We start from the raw sequence: 20,863 nt of genomic DNA on the forward strand, positions 1-20,863 counted from the left end.
ATAAATAGGGACTGTGTAAGTTAAAATTAACCTCGGCTTTCTACCCAGCTATCTGAGTGGATGATGTTGCCATCTTTATAAGTCCAAGTAATTTTTTCATAACGAAGTTCAATACGTTCTAAGTGGTTGTATTGTTCTTTCGTTGGATCTTTGATGTTGTGCATTTCAGGTTTAACAGATACGACTTTTACACCGTCCATTAATGTATTGAAATATTCAACTTCTTGTCCTGCATCGTTGATTTTGTACCATTTGATCTCAACTGATTTTAAGTTTTGACCAGTAGTTACAGCTTTGTATAGGTAAGGTGAAGATGCATCAACTTCTTTAACAAATTCAAGTGCTTTATGTACACGAGTTCCTGTTAATTTACCTGTATTACCATCGGTTGGGATGTATACTCGGTGATCGAATTCAACCACTTCTACACTTCCTTCACGACCAACAACGGTTACAGAACCTTTGATTTCGGCACCGCCGTCATCTTTTAAAAACATATAAGCTGGTACAGCCATTGTTTATCTCCTTTTATTGTTTTTGTTTCACACTCTTAGTTTTCATTCGTCAAAATACATGTTGACGCCTGAGGAACTAAATTTATTTCTACCCTTCGGTTTTTTGCACGATTTTCTGGAGTATCGTTATCCACTAAAGGTTTTTTTGCACCATACCCTTGGATGGCGAAACAGGTCTCTGGTATGTCACTCGCTTTTAATATCCAATCACGTACTGACATGGCTCGATTAAATGATAGTTGTTGATTTTTGGTTTCATCGCCAACTGAGTCGGTATGACCCGTTATGATCATTAACCAACCTGTACCAGGATTTGCATTAATCTGTTTTTGTATTTCCATTAATGCATTAATTAGTACTTTTTCTGAACCCGATTTTAGACTTGCTTGTCCACTTTCAAATAACGCCAAGCTATCTAGACGAATTGGCGGAGGTGGTTCTTTAACAATAACCTGGGTTTTTTCAACGATCACTTTTTCAGGCTCTGGTGGTTTTGCTACGTAGTCACTCATGGCTACATTGAGCGGTTCAACAAGCTGTAATCCACGATATAATCCCATTCCTAAACGAATAGGTTCACCTTTAGCATAGTATTCATTTAGCATTGTTTTATCATTTCGTAGTACTTCAAGTGCCTCTTTTTTCTCATCATAATTGCCCATTGGAACTAAATGGTAATGATGAATATCATTCTGAATTCTATCGATTAATTTGATGTTATTCCAAAATGACGCCCCCATACTTCCCATTAAAAATAATGATGTGATCATGATTAAACCACAGATCATGGAACTAATAGGCGAAAATGGGTATGCAATTGGCATAAATTTAACTAATGCATCTGGCGGGGTGACACCGTCTTGTATTTTATGCGTATTTGGTAATGATAAACTTGTCGCATTTTCCCATATTTTTTGCATGAGATTATCGTGAACAATCGATTGATTGGTAGGATAGATTGCTACACCAGTCGGTACACATTTAGCAATAGGTTGCTTGTCATTAACTAAAGTGGTTAATACTACGTCTTCAATCCAACTTTCTGTTTCACTTAAAAATGGTCGAAGTCTTAATCGTCGTTCACGTTCATCTGTTGGAATTTTGATGTCATTAACCCAATTTGTAATTGGCGACAAATAACGATCTAACAAGTATAATTTTTGATTTAATAATTGAAACCAATATACAGGTAATGGGTTATTTTCATCATAGATTAAGTCGTTCAGTCCAACATGTGTTGAAAGATAGACAGGCATTTGGTATTTAGCTATTCTACAAGTGTCCACCCATGATTGACGAAATGCTTGTAGTTTAGCTACGAATAAGCCCTGTTTGTCTTCTGTTTCTGGTGTTAAGGCAAGGAAAATACCTACACGACCAAGCATATCAGGCCATTTCGCCACTAATGAATCGTAAACTATCGGTAGATGTGAAAATTCATCAACGTAGATCCAAACTGCTTCAGACGAAACTAATACATTAGATTCGGCAAGCGATAAATCATCAGGAAAAAAATCTTTAGCCGCGCTACCCGTAACCATGAGTATTGGTAAACGATAACGCTGTCTTGCCGGTAATAAATCAAGTTTTTGAGTTAAAAATTGGATATTTGCTGTTGATGATGCTAGCACTCGTCGATAACGTCGCATTTGCCAAAGAAAACCTCCGGCAATAGCAAAGACGAGAATCGATCCAAGTATTTTCCAGCCAATTGTTATTGGTAGGAAAACAAACAATAATAATAAACTCAATACGACTGCATATATAATTTGAATGCGCTTAGGGTAATCGCTCATAATAAACCTTTTTAACCAACAAGTTGCTTAACCAAGTTGTCTAGTTGATTATCCAATAAAAAGTAAAGCCCAATAACGACAATAACCGATACGACAGTACAAGCTAGTAGAATGGTTTTTCTAAACTGATAACGATATGTTTTGGTCTGTTCAATGATTGGATATGATTGTTCTGGCTCATATTCTCGTAGAGCTTCACGTAGCGCGAGTATCAGGTGCTCTCGTTCCATTTGAGGTCTATCAAGATAACAGCCTTGGAAACCAAGTCCTAATACTCGGTCAAAACAAGCTAAAACAATTCCTTCTTTTTTATCAGCTTTTAAGCGAGAACGAATTTTATCGAATAGATCATCACCCGCGCTGTGCGTGTTAAAATAGATAACTTGTAATGGCGAACCTAACCATTCATCATAGTCTTGATTTTTCGGATTATCTCGATGACAAAGTAATACAGTTTCATCTAATAAAGCACATAAAGCATAACTGATATCATCAATTACATCTTGGCTATACTGCGCTTGATGTAATTTTTCTCGTACGGTTATAACTTGTTGTTTACAAATTTCGTACAATTTATGTCCTGATGGAATATCAGCTTTAGCTTTTAACTGCACTACAACTAAGATGGAATCTCGTAATAATTCATCAATAACAATTGGTTTTGATTCTATACTCATAATTTGATCCTATGACCGCAATACGGCAAACAATTCCAAAGAAATATCAGGCATTGCACGTGGTACATAAAATTCACAACAGCGTGTAAGCAACATATTTTTGGCCGCTTCATGTGAAAGATCTAGTGCAAAATATTGATTATCCAAACGTACCGGTATAGCTGCCGGAACATGGCTCAATGCTTTAATTGGAATACCAGATAACGCAGAATGAATGATTTGTCTAACATCATCAGGTGCACCTGCTTTACATAAGATTGGGAACCGCGATTGTAATTGATGACCAGGCATACTTGAACGAACAGAAAGATAGAAATCAGCATCTTCAACAAGACGTGAGTCATTTAATCGTCCTGTCCATAGTGTGTCTTTGTCATGAACCAATTCAATTTTAATTACTCGAGAAGGTAAGCTTTCTTCCAGTAAGTTGCGTACTAATCCAAATAATGGAGGGAAAACTTCATTAAGATTATTATGTTGATAAGCTGGAATACCATCTACATTATTTAAAAGCGAGAAAGTTAATAATGCACCGGTTAGTGCTATTAATGTTTGATAAAGCTTTTCAGGATGAATCGTTGGATTATCACGCAAAAATTTGAGTTGAGGCTCATAAGTATTTAATGCATTTAACAACCAGAATAATGACACATCAGCGGTGGCAAATTCTGCCATTTGTTGATTTCGCTCATGACGCATTCCTGTTAAATGTTGCCGTTTGGCTTGCATTTGAACACATAATAATTCAAGTTCTTTAACTAATGTTCCACTTTGTGTATGCAGGTTTAACATTGGTGGAAGATATTCTTGATCCAGTACAAATCGCCCGTTAAGATCTCGTTTTAATCGTGCTATAGGACAGGTTAGATAATCACTTTGATTTTCAAAATCAAATAAGAATGTTAACGCATAATGCTCTACAGCTATAGTTTCGACATTTTGCCCCAATAAATCTGTAACTTCTACCCAATCTTGTCTATAACGCAGTGGGCGTTCAAGACGTTGATTTTCTTGTAAACAGTTACCCCCGTTGGCTTGTAGTAACGGTATACCAATAAAAACGGTTACTTCTTCAAGCTCGACAGGTATATCGGTATTTAATATTCTCGCTTCCGGTAGTTTATCTGCTATATCCGTATTGATGACAACACCATCAGAAAATCGGATACTTATTGATTCTGCTTGTAATCGATCGAAGGTTAGTGCCTGCAAATCAATAGATAGGTTTTCAATTCCCCATGGGTTAGCCACCGCTAGAGTGGCTAATTTTTGTGAAGTGAATTGATCCCACAACGCTTGTTGTTGAAATTGTTGAGGCGTCAGAAAGACGCCTTCATTCCATAAAGGACGAAATATTTTCATGTGTCCTAACACTCCTTAATAGATATTAATGAAATCAAGTAAAAGCTAATACTTATGATTTAGCTTTTGGCATCTGTGATACCATTGATAAATTAATATCCATTCCTTCGATTTGGAAATGAGGAATTAAGAATGTTTTAACACGGAAGAATCCTGGATTATCTTCAATATCTTCAACAATGACTTTTGCTTCTCTTAATGGGTGAGCCGCTTGAACTTCATCACTTGGATCAGTCATTTCAGTGACAAGATTGCTTATCCATTTATTTAATTCAAGTTCTAACATACGGCGGTCTTTAGTTGCACCGATATTTTCACGTTGAATAACTTTTAAGTAATGAGCAATTCGTGACAATAAGAAGATATAAGGTAAACGAGCATTAATACGGCTGTTTGCTGTTGCTTCTTTTGTATCATAAAGTGCTGGTTTTTGCGTTGAGTTCGCAGAGAAGAAACATGCATAATCTCTATTTTTATAGAAAGATAATGGGATGAATCCTAAATTAGCAAATTCAAATTCGCGAGTTTCTGGGATAAGCACTTCGGTAGGAATTTTTACTTGATTACCAGTACCTAAATCATAAAGGTGAATTGGTAAATCTTCAACTAGTCCACCTGCTTGCGGTCCACGAATTTGTACACACCAACCATTACGAATGAAGCTTTGAGTCATGTTTGCAGCAAACGCATAGGATGCATTAGTCCATAAATAACGGTTATGATCAAGTCCTTTTACATCTTCAACATAATTGAAGCTGCGTACCGGTATTGTATCAGGCCCATAAGGCAGACGAGCAAGCACTCTTGGTAAAGTCAAGCCGATGTAGCGTGAGTCATCAGTTTCACGGAAGCTGTTCCATTTAGTGTATTCTGCACGGTCGAAATAGTTGCCAATATCTTTAATTGCAGCAACTTCTTCCATGGTTTCTTTACCAAAGAATTTTGGACCAACAGAGCTTACAAATGGCATGTGTGCAGCAGCTGCAACTTTAGAAATATTACGTAACAATGAGATGTCTTGTGAACTACGATCAAACTCATAATTTGAAATTGTTACACCAATTGGTTCGCCACCCGGTGTGTCATATTCTTGAATATAGGTATGACGATAGAAACCTGTTTGGATAATTTCTGGCGCATCTTCGAAATCTTGGCGAAGATCTTCTTTTGAAACATCTAAAAGTTCAATTTTGACATTACGACGGAAATCAGTACGGTCAACTAAGAATTTTAAACCACGCCATGTTCCTTCGATTTCTTGGAACGTTTCGTGATGCATAATAGCATCAAGTTGACGACTTAATTTTTGGTCTATTTGACTGATGTGATAATCTAATAGGTGTTTATCTAATTTTTCAATCTTTTGCGATGAACTTTGAATCAATTTTAATAAAATATTGATTGCCATTGTGACACGTTCATCTTGTGAAGCTTCAAATAATACTTCGTTATCTTCAAATTTATCAATTTCACCCGCTTTTTTGATTGGACTTAGATTGATTTTATCGAATAAAGATTGGTAAACACTACCATTCTCTTCTACTACGGTTGCTTTACTAGCATTGCTTTGTTTTTGTACGTTCATTACTTTTATCTCTTAATTTTTATCAAACTTTATATTTTGCTGTGCAAATTGAGTTTTGATTGATTAAAATTTTATTTTTTACTTTCAGATACAATTGATTCTAATTCAGCACGGAGCTCATCAGAGAGTTGTTGATCTTTCACTATTTTTTCAAGTTCATAGCGGAAAGTAGCGTTATCTAATAGATTTGATTTCAAATCTCTTAATAGATTACGCATAGCAAGTAAAGAACGTAGTTGTGGGATTTTTTTAGCGACTTGTTCTGGTGAAAAATCTTTCATAGATTCAAACACCAAATCAACACTGATGTCACTACCATCATCTGCAAGTGTATTAGGTACACTTATTTTAGCTTCTGGTCTAAAATCGTTTAACACTGCATCGAAATTATTTTTATTAATCGATACTTTTTCTTTTTCAGAAAGTGAACGTTTGTCTTTTCCACGACCATAATCGCCAATTGACAATATTTTAAGTGGTAGTTCAACTTTCTTTGAGGCTCCGCCAGTGTGTAAATCTAAACTGATATTCACGCGGGCAGCTGGGACTTCATTTTGATAACTGTTTGACATAATTTCTCCTAAATTTCCATTCCCTTTAAAGGCTAAAATAAATAATTACCCTTAAGTTGTGAATAAATTACACGATTTACGAATTAATTACAATCTTAACGCTTAAATTAATTAATTTTTTCATAAAGAATTTTTTTTAAAATTTGCTTATTTTTCTAGCAAAATAAAGGGTTTTTATGATGTCGCAGATGTGAACTGATGGATTGTTTTTTAATCATTTTAAATAAATTTTATTAAATTTAATGCTAATTCAATTTTTAAAATGTTTTTTAAATTTTTTTAACTATAGTTAACTCAATAAATCAATTATTAAAATGGCTATTATTTTAATAGATAAGGCTATCTCCTTTTTCAATAAATATTTATTTAAAATACGTTATCTAATAATTTAAAAATTGACTAAATTAAACAAATTTATTTGACTTTAGCGACTTAAATGATAATAATTCTCATTAACATTTAAAGTGTATTTATTTTTATCACTTTATTAGATAGTTAAAGGAAGCTATTATGAAAAGGATTTCTTTTTAGCTTTCACGTTTTCCTTGATTTCTCGGTATCTTGAAGATGATTGAGTATATTATTAAATAGGAGTTGCTAATGAAATTCAATTCTATCAAAAGTCGTAAAACTTTATTAAATTTAATTTTTACATCATTAATTATTCTTACTGGCGTGGCTAACTCTGCAATCGCTGAAGAAAAAAAATTTAAAGTTGTTACGACATTTACCGTGATTCAAGATATCGCACAAAATATTGCGGGCGATGCAGCGATAGTTGAGTCAATCACTAAAGTTGGTGCCGAGATTCATGAATATGATCCAACCCCTCAAGATATTACCAAAGCACTTTCTGCCGATTTAGTATTATGGAATGGACTTAATTTAGAACTTTGGTTTAAGCGTTTTTTTGAAGATATTAAAGATGTTCCTTCGGTTACGGTAACAGAAGGAATTGACCCTATGCCGATTCAGGAAGGAAGTTATAAAGGTAATCCTAATCCACATGCTTGGATGTCTCCGACACTTGCTTTAACTTATATTGAAAATATTCGTGCTGCTTTTGTTAAATATGATCCGAAACATGCCGATATTTACAATAAGAATGCTGCCGATTATGTTGCTAAGATTAAAGCTCTTGATGCGCCTTTAAGAGAACGCCTAGCCAAAATTCCAGAATCTCAGCGTTGGTTAGTCACCAGTGAAGGGGCTTTTAGTTATTTGGCAAGAGATTATAATCTTAAAGAAGCGTATTTGTGGCCGATTAATGCTGAGCAGCAAGGCACACCTAAACAAGTTAAAAATCTGATTGATACTGTTCGTAAAAATAATATTCCGGTTGTTTTTAGTGAAAGTACGATTTCGGATAAACCGGCTAAGCAGGTAAGTAAAGAGACAGGTGCTAAGTATGGAGGTGTGTTATATGTTGATTCACTTTCAACTAAAGATGGCCCAGTACCAACCTATATCGATTTATTAAAAGTGACTGTTGAAACAATAGCTAAGGGGTTTGAAAACTGATGACTCAAATTTGCCTAAACGTTGATGATATTACTGTGACTTATAATAATGGTCACACTGCTATTCATGATGCAAGTTTTAGCTTACATGGTGGCACTATATGTGCACTGGTTGGCGTTAATGGTAGTGGTAAATCCACACTGTTTAAAAGCATTATGGGGATGATACGACCAACTAAGGGACAAGTGACTTTTAATAATACGCCTGTAAAACAAGCATTAAAACAAAATATTATTGCTTATGTACCCCAAACGGAAGAGGTTGATTGGGATTTTCCTGTGTTAGTGTCTGACGTAGTAATGATGGGACGTTATGGACATATGTCTTTTTTACGTATTCCAAGTAAAGAGGATAAAAGACAAGTTGATATTGCCCTAAAGCGTGTAGATATGCTCGAATTTAAACATCGACAAATTGGCGAGCTTTCTGGCGGTCAAAAAAAACGTGTATTTTTAGCCAGAGCGTTAGCTCAACAAGGTAAAGTACTTTTATTAGATGAGCCTTTTACTGGGGTTGATGTTAAAACAGAAAATGCCATTATTGAACTTTTGAAGGATCTTCGTGATGAGGGGCATTTAATTTTAGTTTCTACCCATAATTTAGGTAGTGTACCTGAATTTTGTGATCAAGTTGTTTTGATTAATCAAACTGTTCTTGCTTTTGGATCAACTCAATCCACGTTTACTCCTCAAAATTTAATGACTACTTTTGGCGGTGCTTTGCGTTATTTAAGTCTTTCGGGTGAAAAGTTACATGAAGATGAAGATCCTCGCAAGGTATCTATTTTAACCGATGATGAACGTGCAGCAATATTTTATGGTGAAGGTAAAGATGATTCTCCTCATCAAGATTTACTTGTTGAACATCATGATCATGAACCAAAAGGACAGCAATAAATGGAACTCCTTCTTGAACCATTTAGTTATGACTTTATGCTAAAAGCCATCTGGGTAAGTAGCATTGTCGGCGCAGCTTGTGCTTTTTTATCTGCCTTTTTAATGTTAAAGGGCTGGTCATTAATGGGCGATGCTTTATCTCATTCAGTGGTCCCAGGTGTTGCCGGAGCTTATGCACTGGGTTTACCTTATTCGGTAGGTGCTTTTTTTACGGGATTATTGGCTGCACTTTCTATTACCATGGTAAGAGCAATGACCCGATTAAAAGAAGATGCCATTATTGGTTTTATTTTTTCTACTTTTTTTGCGATTGGTTTATTAATTCTTTCATTAAATCCGACTTCTATTAATGCCCAGACAATTATTTTTGGTAATATTTTAGGTATTGATGATAGTGATATGTGGCAAGTGCAGATTATCATATTGGTTTCGGTTGTACTTTTATTATTATTCTGGAAGGATTTATTAGTTGTATTTTTTGATGAAATTCATGCCAGATCAATCGGTTTAAAACCTTTACCTTTAAAAATCCTTTTTTTTACTATTTTAAGTGCTTGCACAGTTGCAGCTTTACAAACGGTTGGGGCAATTTTAGTTATTGCAATGGTTGTCACGCCCGGTGCAACCGCTTATTTGCTGACTAATCGATTTTCACATTTATTGATTATTTCGGTAATAATTGGTGCACTAACCAGTGCTATTGGAGCGTGGTTTAGTTACTTTTTAAATGGTGAAACAGGTGGCGTTATTGTTACATTGCAAACGTTAGTTTTTATTTTTGCTTTTTTATTTGCACCTAAACAAGGATTAATTTCTAATCGCCGTAAAATTAGACAACTTCGCTTAAGTAAAGGGGATTAAGTATGGCTGATATAGGGTATTTTATTTTTCATCCTTTTACGATTCCTCTTATGCAAAGAGCCATTTTAGCCGCGCTTGCAACCGGTATGGTTTGTGCCCTACTATCGTGCTTTTTAGTTTTGAAAGGGTGGTCATTGATGGGCGATGCTATATCACATGCAGTATTACCCGGTATTGTACTTGCCTTCTTAGCCGGAATTCCCATTATTATCGGGGCTTTTGTGTCAGGTTTATTTTGCTCAGTCGCTACCGGTTATATAAAAGAAAACAGCCGAATAAAAGAAGATACCGTCATGGGAATTGTGTTTTCCGGTATGTTTGCATTCGGTTTAGTGTTATTTTCTAAAGTTGATACGTCGCAACATTTGAACCATATCTTATTTGGTAGTGTACTTGGTACAAGTTATGCAGAATTAATACAGATTATTTTTATTGCTGCTGTCGTGTCTATTATTGTTATCATTAAGCGTCGTGATCTCATGCTTTATTGTTTTGATCCTGTTCAAGCAAGAGTGGTTGGATTACCCGTTCGATTATTACATTATGGATTACTGAGTATTCTAGCTTTAACTATTGTAGGATCGCTAAAAGCAGCTGGGGTTATATTGGTCATTGCTATGTTGATTGCACCGGGTATTACTGCTTTTTTAATCAGTAAACGATTTGAAAGAATGTTAGTTATTGCGGTGTTAATTTCTGTCTTTTCAACCGTTATGGGAACATTGATCAGTTATCATTTAGATGCTTCTACCAGTGCTTGCATTGTGATTCTACAAGCTACTATTTTTGTTTTTACACAAAGTTATGCCTATATTAAAAGCCGTCAAAATTAACCATTAATAAAATTGCGTAAATGTGACATGTTAGTCGTTATGACATTTACGCAATTTTCGCTTTGGAATTTTTTAACTATTCATCATCCATATATTTGCTGGAATCAGCATAATTATCAAAGCGTGAAAATTGACCTTGGAATTTTAATCTTACTTTACCTATTGGACCATTACGCTGTTTACCTAAAATAATTTCGGCAATTCCTTTGTGTTCAGATGCTTCGTTATACACTTCATCACGATAAATAAACATGATTACATCGGCATCTTGTTCAATCGATCCGGATTCACGTAAATCCGAATTCACTGGTCTTTTATCTGCCCGTTGTTCAAGACTACGATTTAACTGTGATAGTGCAACAACCGGAATTTGTAATTCTTTTGCTAATGCTTTTAATGATCGTGATATTTCAGCAATTTCCAACGTTCGATTTTCAGACATATTCGGTACACGCATCAGCTGTAGATAATCGACCATGATCATACTTAACCCTTTATGTTCCCGATAAATACGTCTGGCACGTGAACGTAATTCCATTGGCGTTAATCCGGAAGAGTCATCGATATAAATATTTTTCTTTTCAAGCAAAATACCCATGGTACTTGAAATACGAGCCCAATCATCATCTTGTAATTGACCAGTACGAATACGTGTTTGGTCTACTCGAGAAAGTGAAGCGAGCATACGCATCATAATTTGTTCTGAAGGCATTTCTAAACTAAATATTAATACCGGTTTTTCTTGCATCATTGCTGCATTTTCACACAAATTCATGGCGAAAGTTGTTTTTCCCATAGAAGGACGTGCGGCAATAATGATTAAATCTGAACGTTGCAAGCCAGCTGTCTTTTTGTCTAAATCAAGAAAACCTGTAGAAACACCAGTGACACCATCATGTGGGCGTTGGAACAGTTCTTCGATTTTAGCAACCGTCGCTTCCAGCACTTCAGTTATGCTTTTTGGCCCCTCTCCTTGCTTGGTACGGCTTTCAGCAATTTGAAAGATTTTACTTTCAGCTAAATCCAATATTTCACTACTGTCTCGCCCTTCTGTCGCATAACAGTTATCTGCAATCTCATTTGATGCGCTGATAAGTTCACGTAATATAGCTTGTTGCCGAATAATATCACTATATGCCACAACATTGATGGCGCTCGGGGTGTTTTTTGATAATTCAGCTAAATAAGCAAATCCCCCCACGTCAGCAAGCAAATCCTTACTTTCTAAACTTTCTGAAAGCGTAATTAAATCTATTGGTGTTCCTTTACCCACTAAAATATGCATTTCAGCGAAGATAATTTGATGATGACGTGAATAAAAATCCCGTTCGGTTATCATTTCAGCAACGACATCCCAACGCTGATTATCCAGCATTAAACTACCGAGAACAGCTTGCTCTGCCTCTATGGAATGGGGAGGCAATTTTAAGCTATGTAGTTTTGCGTTTTTCGCATTTTGATTATTACCGTCTTTATTGGTAATGATTTCATCAGTATTCATTAGATTCATCTTTTTTAATTTAATTCATATTTGAGCTTATCATTTAGCTAGCTCAAAAATAAGGGGCCTAATGCAAGATTAGGTATTTGATATTCTAGTGGATAATCCACCTGAACTAAATACAAACCTTCCGGTTTTGCTGTTGCTGCCGCCCGTGTTCTATCTTTAGCTTTCAATAAATCATCAATCCATTGCGGCTTTTGATTTTCAGCGCCAACTTCTAGCAAACTGCCGACGATATTCCTTACCATATGATGTACGAACGCATTCGCTTTTATATCCACAATCACATAATCACCCTGTCTGGTTACACTAATTTGATGAATGTTTCGCCAAGGCGTTAACGACTGACATTGTGCGGCTCTAAATGATGAAAAGTCGTTTTCTCCTAACAGATATTGTGCAGCTTCATGCATGAGCTTTTCATTAAGGGGTAAATAGTAATGTGTAACCCCTTTTGATAAAATTGCAGGACGGTAACGGTGATTATAAATCACATAACGATAACGTCGAGCAGTTGCGCTGAATCTTGCATGAAAACTTTCCGCAACAGGTTGAGACCACCGCACCGCAATATTTGATGGTAAGTGGGAATTGACCCCCATTGTCCAAGCACTGTGAGATCGTTGTGCTTTTGTTTCAAAATGAATAACCTGTCCTGTTGCATGGACCCCCGCATCCGTTCGACCTGCACAAAAAACCGTAATAGGCTCATCGGCGATAACCGATAAAGCAGACTCTAATCTTTCTTGGACTGAATCAACGGATTGTTGGCGTTGCCAACCAAAATATCCACTGCCATCATATTCAATACCCAGTGCAATTTTAGAGGTAGTCATTAATCAGCATCTCAAGCGTCTGGATGAGCATTATTCCACCTAAATAGCGAATATTATCAGCAACTGACCAAAATTGGATTTGTTCATAATGACCAAAACTATGCCTTAAATTGGATAATTTAATCGTCAAATTAGATTCTGATTCGGCATTAACTTCAGTAACAGGAGTTGAAAGCGTATCCCCTTGTAATTCAACACCATATTCGCTAAAACGTGCCATATCTAATTCAATCGGTAAACTGCTAGAAACATTTACCGCTTGAGCAAGTCCATAAAATACCGGAACAATAACAGATTCAATCGATATTGGTAGCTGATAATTATTGATAACTTTACGAATCTGATTTATCAGTGATTTTTCACCGTATGATGAATTATCAGATTCATGTGAAATAGGCAACAGATTGAAAGCAAGCTGTTTGTCGAATAAGTCATTATCAACAGGCATGCCATTTAATAATCGAGCACTTTGACCAGCCAGTTCTTCAACGCCTGGTTTGCCATACATTGAAGAGGGAATGAAACTTGTTACATGCAAATTAGTGAGTAACTCGATATCCGTTAAAGGTGCAACACAGCGAAGTAATTGAGAAACGGGGGCACTGGCTACCGCAATAATGTTTTCGTTACGGTATTCAGCCAAAACATGATTGTTCACTTGTGGCACAATCAGTGGAATATGATCTTGATCAGCAAAGTAGCCACTTGCATCAATCACAATGCATCCTGCTTGTGCTGCTTGTTGAGCATATTTTTCACTGGTTTTCGCACCCGCGACAAAAAAAGCAAAATGGCATTGACTAAAGTCCATTTGAGCACTATCAATAACCGTTAAATTTTTACCTGCAAATCGAATAATCTCGCCAGCACTGTTATCACTGCCGACTAGGTAGAGATTATCAATTTCAATACTATGATTTTTTTGAGTATACTCTTGTAGTAACTCAATGAGCGCAGAACCTACTTGTCCTGTCGCACCAACAATGGCAATATTCCATGCTGACATATATAAACCCAATCAATAAAATTTATCAAAGATTATAACATTATATTTGTGAGGATAGCTGAAAAAAAAGAGCTATTAATTTTGGAAGCAAGATCGACAAATTCATTTTTTATCCGTTACACATTATAAAATTATGATTAAAGTGATGCACCATGTTACACGTTAAAATCCTATTTTATGAATAAAGTTACTTTAGCTGTGATTGCCCAAAAGGCAAATTTATCAATTGCGTCCGTGTCAAGAGTATTAAACACGCCCAATTTAACTTCTGCATTAACACAATCACGTGTTTATAAAGCAATTGAGGAGTTGGGGATTGATACACCCTTTAATACTAAACCCTATCATGTAGAGTGTGAAACGCAAAAAATTTTAATTATTGATAATCAATTATTCTCGCAAAGTTTAATCAATATTGGTTTAGAAAGTGGTTTAAAAGAAGCGGGATACCAATTTTTTTATTTACGCTTCGCCTATTCCAGCCCAAATGATATTCATCATTTAATTCGATATGCAACCCAAAACATTTTTGATGGTATCGTGATCATTAATGATGCTCCCTATTTAGATATCCTCAAAAACTACAAATCCACCTTACCACCTATTATTTTAGTTAACCATTTTTCGCTTGATTTTAATTGCGTTTATTTCGATCACTTGACCATAGCCTATAATATTACTCAATATTTAGTGCATCAAATACATAAAAAAATTGCAGTTATCATCAATGACAGTCATAAAAAGAGTTCAACTCTTTTTTTACAAGGTTATCAGCAAGCCCTTCTGAGGTCTAACATTAAGTTTGATCCTAATTACCTAATTCATCATTGCTTTAGTTATGAGCAAGGGCGTTCGGCTATCAAAAAATTAATTGAAAGTAACAAACCACCCACTGCGATTATTTGCTCGGATAATATTCATTTAAATTATTTGGATGAACAATATTATGATCAAAAAAATTCTCAACACCCTTTTGCTGCGGTACTGGGAATATTGCATCAAGTGAATCAAAGCAAGGAGCAGCTAACGACCCCTATCGCTATTACTTATATTAATCATTCAAAAGATCGTCAATATAATGAATTAGACCAGCTTAGCCGAATTTATAAACCTTTATCTAAAATGGGAAGAAAATCAGCCCGTTTACTTTGTGACATACTCAAACAAAAAACTGCATCAACTTTGCAATACCACCTTGTTGAAACAGAATCCCTATTTATTAACTAGTCTATAATTAAACATCGTCGCTATTATTAATAGTAGCAGAACGTTTATTTCTGTTGGATTCTGTTTTATGACTATGATGATATCAATCGTTTTGGTGAGAGTTTATTTTTTATCTGAACGCCCGCCCCGATAAATGTTTGATCTTGATAAATCCTGACTAACGTTTCTTGAGGTGAAGTTATCTCATCGTTAATGACCGTATCTATTTCTATCGTTCGACCTAATAAAATATGCTTACCTTGTTGTTCAGTGAGTGTGACCTTTGGGTACGCATTCATTGGGCTATCTACTGGCATTAACAAAGTATCTTTATCAGCTAAATTGTGTAGTGCATCTAAAGTTACCATTTGTTGAATGGGATAATTAGAAACTTGCAGACGTCTTAAATAAATGACATGTGCACCACAACCCAGTAATTCTCCTAAATCATCAATAATCGTTCGAATATACGTTCCCTTAGAGCAATGTATTTCTAAAGTTAATTCATGAGTATTGGCATCAAATTGGATAAATTGATTTTCGTAAACGGTAATGGGTCTTGCTTCTCGTTCAATGACAATGCCTTGCCGAGCATATTCATAAAGTGGTTTACCTTGGTGCTTTAATGCCGAAAACATGGTTGGCACTTGTAAAATATCCCCACGAAAATGCGTTAACGCTTCATCAATTTGTGATTGAGTAATATTGACAGGTTTAGAACAGATGATTTGACCGTCTGCATCTGACGTATCTGTTCGTTCACCTAGTTTAGCAATAACTTGATATCGTTTATCAGAATCTAACAAATATTGAGAAAATTTGGTCGCTTCACCAAAACAGATGGGTAACATGCCTGTCGCTAAAGGGTCGAGCGCACCTGTATGCCCTGCTTTTTTAGCGTTAAAGAGTCTTTTGACTTTTTGCAAAGCATCATTCGAGGTCATGCCTTGCGGCTTGTCTAATAACAAAACGCCGTGAAGTTCACGGCGAATTTTTTTAATATTCATTGTTAATTTCTTTATCTTAAAAAATAAAACCAACTAGATTTAGTTCAAAATCATGGCATTTTTTATGTTAATCTTTATGACGTTCGTTATCCTGTTTGATAACATCAGAGACTAAACTAGACATTTGCATACCTTTAACCAATGATTCATCATAAAAGAATTTGATTTCAGGAATAATACGTAAACGCATTGCTTTGCCTATTAAAGTTCGAATATATCCTTTCGCATCATTGAGTACGGTTAGACCTTGTTCAATAACTTGCGGATCATCATCATTTAAAAAAGTTACAAATACTTTCGCGTAGGAAAGGTCGCGTGAGATATCAACACCCGAAACAGTAACCATGCCTAGACGTGGATCTTTGATTTCGCGTTGTAGTATGATTGCAATCTCTTTTTGCAATTCATGTCCAACACGAGAAGAGCGATTAAATGCTTTTGCCATATCTATTTTCCTTAAAATATGAATAAGCAAGGCATAAACCTTGCTTATAACATGGTAATGTCATCGTTATTAAATTGTACGCTTGATTTCGATAGTTTCAAAGACTTCGATTGAATCCCCAACACGAACATCATTATAGTTACGTACACCAATACCACATTCCATTCCGTTACGAACTTCATTAACGTCATCTTTAAAGCGACGTAGTGATTCAAGTTCGCCTTCATAAATAACCACGTTATCACGTAAAACACGGATTGGATTATGACGTTTAACCACACCTTCAGTAACCATACAACCAGCGATTGCACCAAATTTAGGTGATTTAAACACATCACGGACTTCGGCAAGACCAATAATTTCTTGTTTGTACTCTGGAGCTAGCATACCACTCATGGCTTGTTTCACTTCATCAATCAGATCATAAATAACTGAATAGTAGCGAAGGTCTAAATTTTCTGTTTCAATCACTTTACGAGCTGAAGCATCGGCACGTACGTTAAAGCCTAAAATTATGGCATTCGATGCTGCTGCAAGCGATGCGTCCGTTTCGGTAATTCCACCAACACCCGAACCAATAATTTTAACTTTAACTTCATCGGTTGAGAGTTTAAGTAGTGAGTCAGAAATCGCCTCAACCGAACCTTGAACGTCGGCTTTTAGCACGATATTAAGTTCAGATACATCACCTTCAGTCATGTTAGTAAACATGTTTTCGAGTTTCGCTTTTTGTTGTCGAGCAAGTTTAACGTCACGGAATTTTCCTTGACGATATAATGCCACTTCACGTGCTTTCTTTTCATCACGTACAACTGTTGCTTCATCACCAGCAGAAGGTACGCCCGATAGACCTAAAATCTCAACAGGAATTGATGGACCTGCTTCAGTCACTTCTTTACCTAATTCGTTGCGCATTGCACGAATACGACCATATTCAAACCCACATAGAACGATATCGCCTTTACGTAATGTTCCTGATTGAACAAGTACTGTAGCAACAGAACCACGACCTTTATCAAGGAATGATTCAATAACCACACCACTAGCCATACCGGTTTCGTAAGCTGTGAGTTCAAGCACTTCCGCTTGTAACAAAATGGCTTCAAGCAGTTGATCTATACCTGTTCCTGCTTTAGCTGATACATGAACAAATTGTGTGTCTCCACCCCAATCTTCTGACATGACACCATATTGTGCAAGTTCACCTTTTACACGTTCTGGATCGGCTTCGGGTTTATCGATTTTGTTTACGGCAACAACCATAGGTACATTTGCAGCTTTAGCATGTTGGATTGCTTCGATAGTTTGAGGCATGACGCCATCATCAGCTGCCACGACAAGAACAACAATATCAGTTGCTCTTGCACCACGAGCACGCATTGAAGTAAATGCCGCATGTCCCGGTGTATCTAAGAAAGTGATCTCACCATTTGCTGTTTTAACATGATAAGCACCGATATGCTGAGTAATACCACCTGCTTCACCTGAGGCAACTTTTGCTTTACGAATATAGTCAAGCAATGAAGTTTTACCATGGTCTACATGTCCCATAATGGTCACAACCGGAGCCCGTGACACTTTTTCCGCACCCGTATCACGATCACTCATTAAAGATTCTTCTAGTTCGTTTTCACGACGAAGAACGACTTTGTGTCCCATTTCTTCAGCAACTAGCTGAGCTGTTTCCTGATCGATAACCTGATTAATGGTTGCCATTGCCCCCATTTTCATCATCGTTTTGATAACTTCTGAACCTTTTACTGCCATTTTGTTAGCGAGTTCAGCAACGGTAATCGTTTCACCGATAACTACATCTCGGTTAACCGCTTGTACAGGTTTATTAAAACTTTGTTGTAAGGTACTTTTACCTTTCTTTTTATTATTACCACGAGTAACAGCACGTGCTTCTTCACGTTCTGCTTTACCTTCAGATAATTTGCTGCCTTTTTTCTGTTTGGTCTGTTTTGCATTACGACCTCGACCACGTGCGCTTTCAACTTCACGGTCTGTATCGTCTTCTGCTGCGCGTGCAAATTTAGACGTAGTAACATGATAATCTTCTTCATCACCATTGTTGTCATTGTCATTATCATCAGCATCACTATATTGTTCTGCTAATTTTCGCGCTTCTTCAGCCATGCGTTTAGCTTCGGCTTCTAGTTTGCGACGATTTTCTTCTTCAGCTTTACGTTTAATTTCGTTAGCTTCGGCTTCAAGACGCGCTTTTTCTTCTTGTGCTTTTTTTACCTTAGGTGTCACTGGTTGTTCTGCTGCTTTTTCAGCTTCTTTCGCTTTTGCTTCTTGTGCACGTTTTTCAGCTTCGGCCTCTTCACGTTTTTTGGCTTCTTGAGCAGCTAATTGTGCTTGCGCTTCAGCTTCTTTACGTGCTTTTAATTCAGCTTCCTGTTTGGCTTTGCGTTCAGCTTCAAGTCGTGCTTTTTCAAGTTCAGCAGGATCTTGCTTAACAATTGTACGTTTTTTGCGTACTTCTATTTTAATTTCTTTGCTTTTGCCACCGCCACTCGATACATTCAAGGTAGAATGTGTTTTACGTTGTAACGTTAATTTTGTTGGGCCTTGCTGAGGATTTAGATGCGCAAGCAAAGCTTCTTTTTCCTTTTGTGTAACAGTATCTGTTGCAGTTTTTTTAATACCTGCATCAGCAAACTGTTGCAAAAGTGTTTGCACTGGAGTATTTATCTCTTGAGCCAGTGTTTCGATTGATACTTTGGTCATGTATTACTATCCCTCAATTATTCATTTGCAAACCAACAAATATTACGAGCAGCCATAATAAAGTCGCCAGCTTGATTACTTGTTAAACCTTCAATCCCAACTAGATCATCTGTACCTTGTTCAGCTAAGTCTTCCAAGGTGATTACATCATGTTGGGCTAATTGATAGGCTAATTCTTGTGTCATTCCTGGCAAATCTAATAAATCTTGCGCAGGTCGTTTATCACCACTATTAGCTAATGCTATTGTAGTTAATGCATCTTTGGCTCTATTTCTTAATGCTTCAACGAGTTCTTCATCAAGTTCTTCAATTTCAAGCAATTCATCAACAGGAACGTAAGCAAGTTCTTCCAGTGAAGTAAATCCTTCTTCTACTAAAAGTTTTGCTAACTCTTCATCAATGTCCAGATGTTTAATCAGATTATTAATTGCTGCAAATGATTCTGCATGATGCTTTTCTTGCAAATCTTCAGTACTCATGACATTTAATGTCCAACCGGTCAGCTGCGAAGCTAAACGAATATTTTGACCGTTACGACCAATTGCCTGTGGTAAAGTATCGGCATTAACAGCAACATCCATTGTATGTTTATCTTCATCAACAACAATGGAAACCACATCGGCAGGCGCCATAGCATTAATTACAAATTGTGCCGGATTATCATCCCATAAAACGATATCAATACGCTCACCACCAAATTCATTGGATACAGCCTGAACACGCGCACCACGCATCCCAACACAAGCACCAACAGGATCGATACGACGATCATTACTGCTTACTGCGATTTTAGCGCGTGAGCCTGGATCACGAGCAACACCTTTAATATCAATCATTTCTTCACCAATTTCTGGTACTTCAATGCGGAATAACTCTTCCATCATTTGTGGATTTGAACGACTGATACAAAGTTGTGCCGGTTTATTATCTTGTTCAACTAAATATAAGATCCCGCGAACCCTATCGCCTATACGAAAGTTTTCGCGTGGTAACATATCATGGCGGGACATCATCGCATCAGCATTATTTCCTAAGTCAAGGATAACGCTATCACGATTAGTCTTTTTAACAATTCCCGTTACGATATCGCCGATTCGATTTCTAAACATGTCGATAACCATCGCACGTTCAGCTTCACGAACTTTTTGCACAATCACTTGTTTGGCTGTTTGCGTAGTAATACGGTCGAAGGCAACCGATTCTATCTGCTCTTGAACGTAATCACCAATTTTTACTGAAGGATCTTCGTATTGCGCAGCTTCTAAAGTCATTTCTTTCGTCGGTTGAGTGACTTCGTTTACAACAAGCCAACGACGGAATGTGTCATAATCACCCGTTTTGTGATCAATCTTAACGACAACATCAATATCAACTGTATGTTTCTTTTTGGTTGCCGTCGCTAATGCGGTTTCTAACGCCTCAAAAATTTTATCTCGCGTAAGTGCTTTTTCATTTGATACCGCTTCAACAACAGCTAAAATTTCTTTATTCATCCTTTACACCCG

General features: G+C 36.6%; 18 protein-coding genes. 5 read left to right on the top strand and 13 right to left on the bottom strand.

All coding sequences use genetic code 11. From position 1 onward, the window contains the following. Nucleotides 1-26 precede the first annotated feature (26 nt). The 6 genes from ACGH4F_RS03415 to tssB form a co-directional block, all read right to left on the bottom strand. Complete coding sequence (locus tag ACGH4F_RS03415; protein ID WP_065559516.1) at nucleotides 27-515, bottom strand: Hcp family type VI secretion system effector; 489 nt, start codon at nucleotides 513-515, stop codon at nucleotides 27-29. 35 nt (nucleotides 516-550) lie between these two features. Further along, the gene (locus ACGH4F_RS03420) at nucleotides 551-2,311 is read right to left on the bottom strand and encodes an OmpA family protein (protein WP_267360659.1); all 1,761 of its coding nucleotides are present in this window, start codon (nucleotides 2,309-2,311) and stop codon (nucleotides 551-553) included. A gap of 11 nt (nucleotides 2,312-2,322) precedes the next feature. Continuing rightward, on the bottom strand, nucleotides 2,323-2,988 hold the full coding sequence (gene tssL / locus ACGH4F_RS03425; protein ID WP_267350495.1) for a type VI secretion system protein TssL, short form: 666 nt from the start codon (nucleotides 2,986-2,988) through the stop codon (nucleotides 2,323-2,325). Between the two features lie 9 nt (nucleotides 2,989-2,997). Beyond that, entirely contained in the window at nucleotides 2,998-4,350 is a 1,353-nt protein-coding gene (gene tssK, locus ACGH4F_RS03430; RefSeq protein WP_267350497.1) for a type VI secretion system baseplate subunit TssK, read from the bottom strand. 52 nt (nucleotides 4,351-4,402) lie between these two features. Continuing rightward, nucleotides 4,403-5,935 (bottom strand): type VI secretion system contractile sheath large subunit, encoded by a 1,533-nt coding sequence (tssC, locus tag ACGH4F_RS03435; protein WP_267350500.1) that lies wholly within the window; start codon nucleotides 5,933-5,935, stop codon nucleotides 4,403-4,405. Nucleotides 5,936-6,006: 71 nt separating this feature from the next. Beyond that, complete coding sequence (tssB, locus tag ACGH4F_RS03440; protein WP_065559521.1) at nucleotides 6,007-6,507, bottom strand: type VI secretion system contractile sheath small subunit; 501 nt, start codon at nucleotides 6,505-6,507, stop codon at nucleotides 6,007-6,009. 600 nt (nucleotides 6,508-7,107) lie between these two features. On the opposite strand from tssB, the gene ACGH4F_RS03445 reads away from it, so the two are divergent. From ACGH4F_RS03445 to ACGH4F_RS03460, 4 genes are read left to right on the top strand one after another with little or no spacing between them, the layout of a single operon-like run. Then, on the top strand, nucleotides 7,108-8,028 hold the full coding sequence (locus ACGH4F_RS03445) for a metal ABC transporter substrate-binding protein (protein WP_267360655.1): 921 nt from the start codon (nucleotides 7,108-7,110) through the stop codon (nucleotides 8,026-8,028). Beyond that, a complete protein-coding gene (locus ACGH4F_RS03450; RefSeq protein ID WP_267350505.1) occupies nucleotides 8,028-8,924 on the top strand; it encodes a manganese/iron ABC transporter ATP-binding protein in 897 nt (298 codons plus the stop codon). The genes ACGH4F_RS03445 and ACGH4F_RS03450 overlap by 1 nt, the downstream gene beginning before the upstream one ends. After that, on the top strand, nucleotides 8,925-9,785 hold the full coding sequence (locus ACGH4F_RS03455) for a metal ABC transporter permease (protein ID WP_411589983.1): 861 nt from the start codon (nucleotides 8,925-8,927) through the stop codon (nucleotides 9,783-9,785). 2 nt (nucleotides 9,786-9,787) lie between these two features. Further along, nucleotides 9,788-10,618 carry a metal ABC transporter permease gene (locus ACGH4F_RS03460; RefSeq protein WP_267350509.1) on the top strand — a complete coding sequence of 277 codons (831 nt, stop codon included), beginning with the start codon at nucleotides 9,788-9,790 and terminating at the stop codon, nucleotides 10,616-10,618. 76 nt (nucleotides 10,619-10,694) lie between these two features. Here the strand turns inward: ACGH4F_RS03460 and dnaB are convergent, their stop codons facing one another. The 3 genes from dnaB to ACGH4F_RS03475 form a co-directional block, all read right to left on the bottom strand. Continuing rightward, nucleotides 10,695-12,104 carry a replicative DNA helicase gene (gene dnaB, locus ACGH4F_RS03465; RefSeq protein WP_411590079.1) on the bottom strand — a complete coding sequence of 470 codons (1,410 nt, stop codon included), beginning with the start codon at nucleotides 12,102-12,104 and terminating at the stop codon, nucleotides 10,695-10,697. Between the two features lie 62 nt (nucleotides 12,105-12,166). Next, on the bottom strand, nucleotides 12,167-12,958 hold the full coding sequence (truA, locus tag ACGH4F_RS03470) for a tRNA pseudouridine(38-40) synthase TruA (protein WP_267350512.1): 792 nt from the start codon (nucleotides 12,956-12,958) through the stop codon (nucleotides 12,167-12,169). Next, a complete protein-coding gene (locus ACGH4F_RS03475) occupies nucleotides 12,945-13,964 on the bottom strand; it encodes an aspartate-semialdehyde dehydrogenase (protein WP_267350513.1) in 1,020 nt (339 codons plus the stop codon). The genes truA and ACGH4F_RS03475 overlap by 14 nt, the downstream gene beginning before the upstream one ends. A gap of 177 nt (nucleotides 13,965-14,141) precedes the next feature. On the opposite strand from ACGH4F_RS03475, the gene ACGH4F_RS03480 reads away from it, so the two are divergent. Then, complete coding sequence (locus ACGH4F_RS03480) at nucleotides 14,142-15,191, top strand: LacI family DNA-binding transcriptional regulator (RefSeq protein WP_267350515.1); 1,050 nt, start codon at nucleotides 14,142-14,144, stop codon at nucleotides 15,189-15,191. A 71-nt stretch (nucleotides 15,192-15,262) separates the two neighbouring features. Here ACGH4F_RS03480 and truB read toward each other — a convergent pair whose 3' ends face one another. The 4 genes from truB to nusA form a co-directional block, all read right to left on the bottom strand. Next, entirely contained in the window at nucleotides 15,263-16,177 is a 915-nt protein-coding gene (gene truB / locus ACGH4F_RS03485) for a tRNA pseudouridine(55) synthase TruB (protein WP_411589985.1), read from the bottom strand. Between the two features lie 67 nt (nucleotides 16,178-16,244). Beyond that, complete coding sequence (rbfA, locus tag ACGH4F_RS03490; RefSeq protein ID WP_065559531.1) at nucleotides 16,245-16,622, bottom strand: 30S ribosome-binding factor RbfA; 378 nt, start codon at nucleotides 16,620-16,622, stop codon at nucleotides 16,245-16,247. A 69-nt stretch (nucleotides 16,623-16,691) separates the two neighbouring features. Then, complete coding sequence (gene infB, locus ACGH4F_RS03495; protein ID WP_411589987.1) at nucleotides 16,692-19,358, bottom strand: translation initiation factor IF-2; 2,667 nt, start codon at nucleotides 19,356-19,358, stop codon at nucleotides 16,692-16,694. 17 nt (nucleotides 19,359-19,375) lie between these two features. Further along, entirely contained in the window at nucleotides 19,376-20,851 is a 1,476-nt protein-coding gene (gene nusA / locus ACGH4F_RS03500) for a transcription termination factor NusA (protein ID WP_065559533.1), read from the bottom strand. Nucleotides 20,852-20,863 lie beyond the last annotated feature (12 nt).

The organism is Gilliamella sp. CG35, from assembly GCF_046635745.1.
In the GTDB taxonomy this organism is placed as follows: domain Bacteria; phylum Pseudomonadota; class Gammaproteobacteria; order Enterobacterales; family Orbaceae; genus Gilliamella; species Gilliamella apicola_I.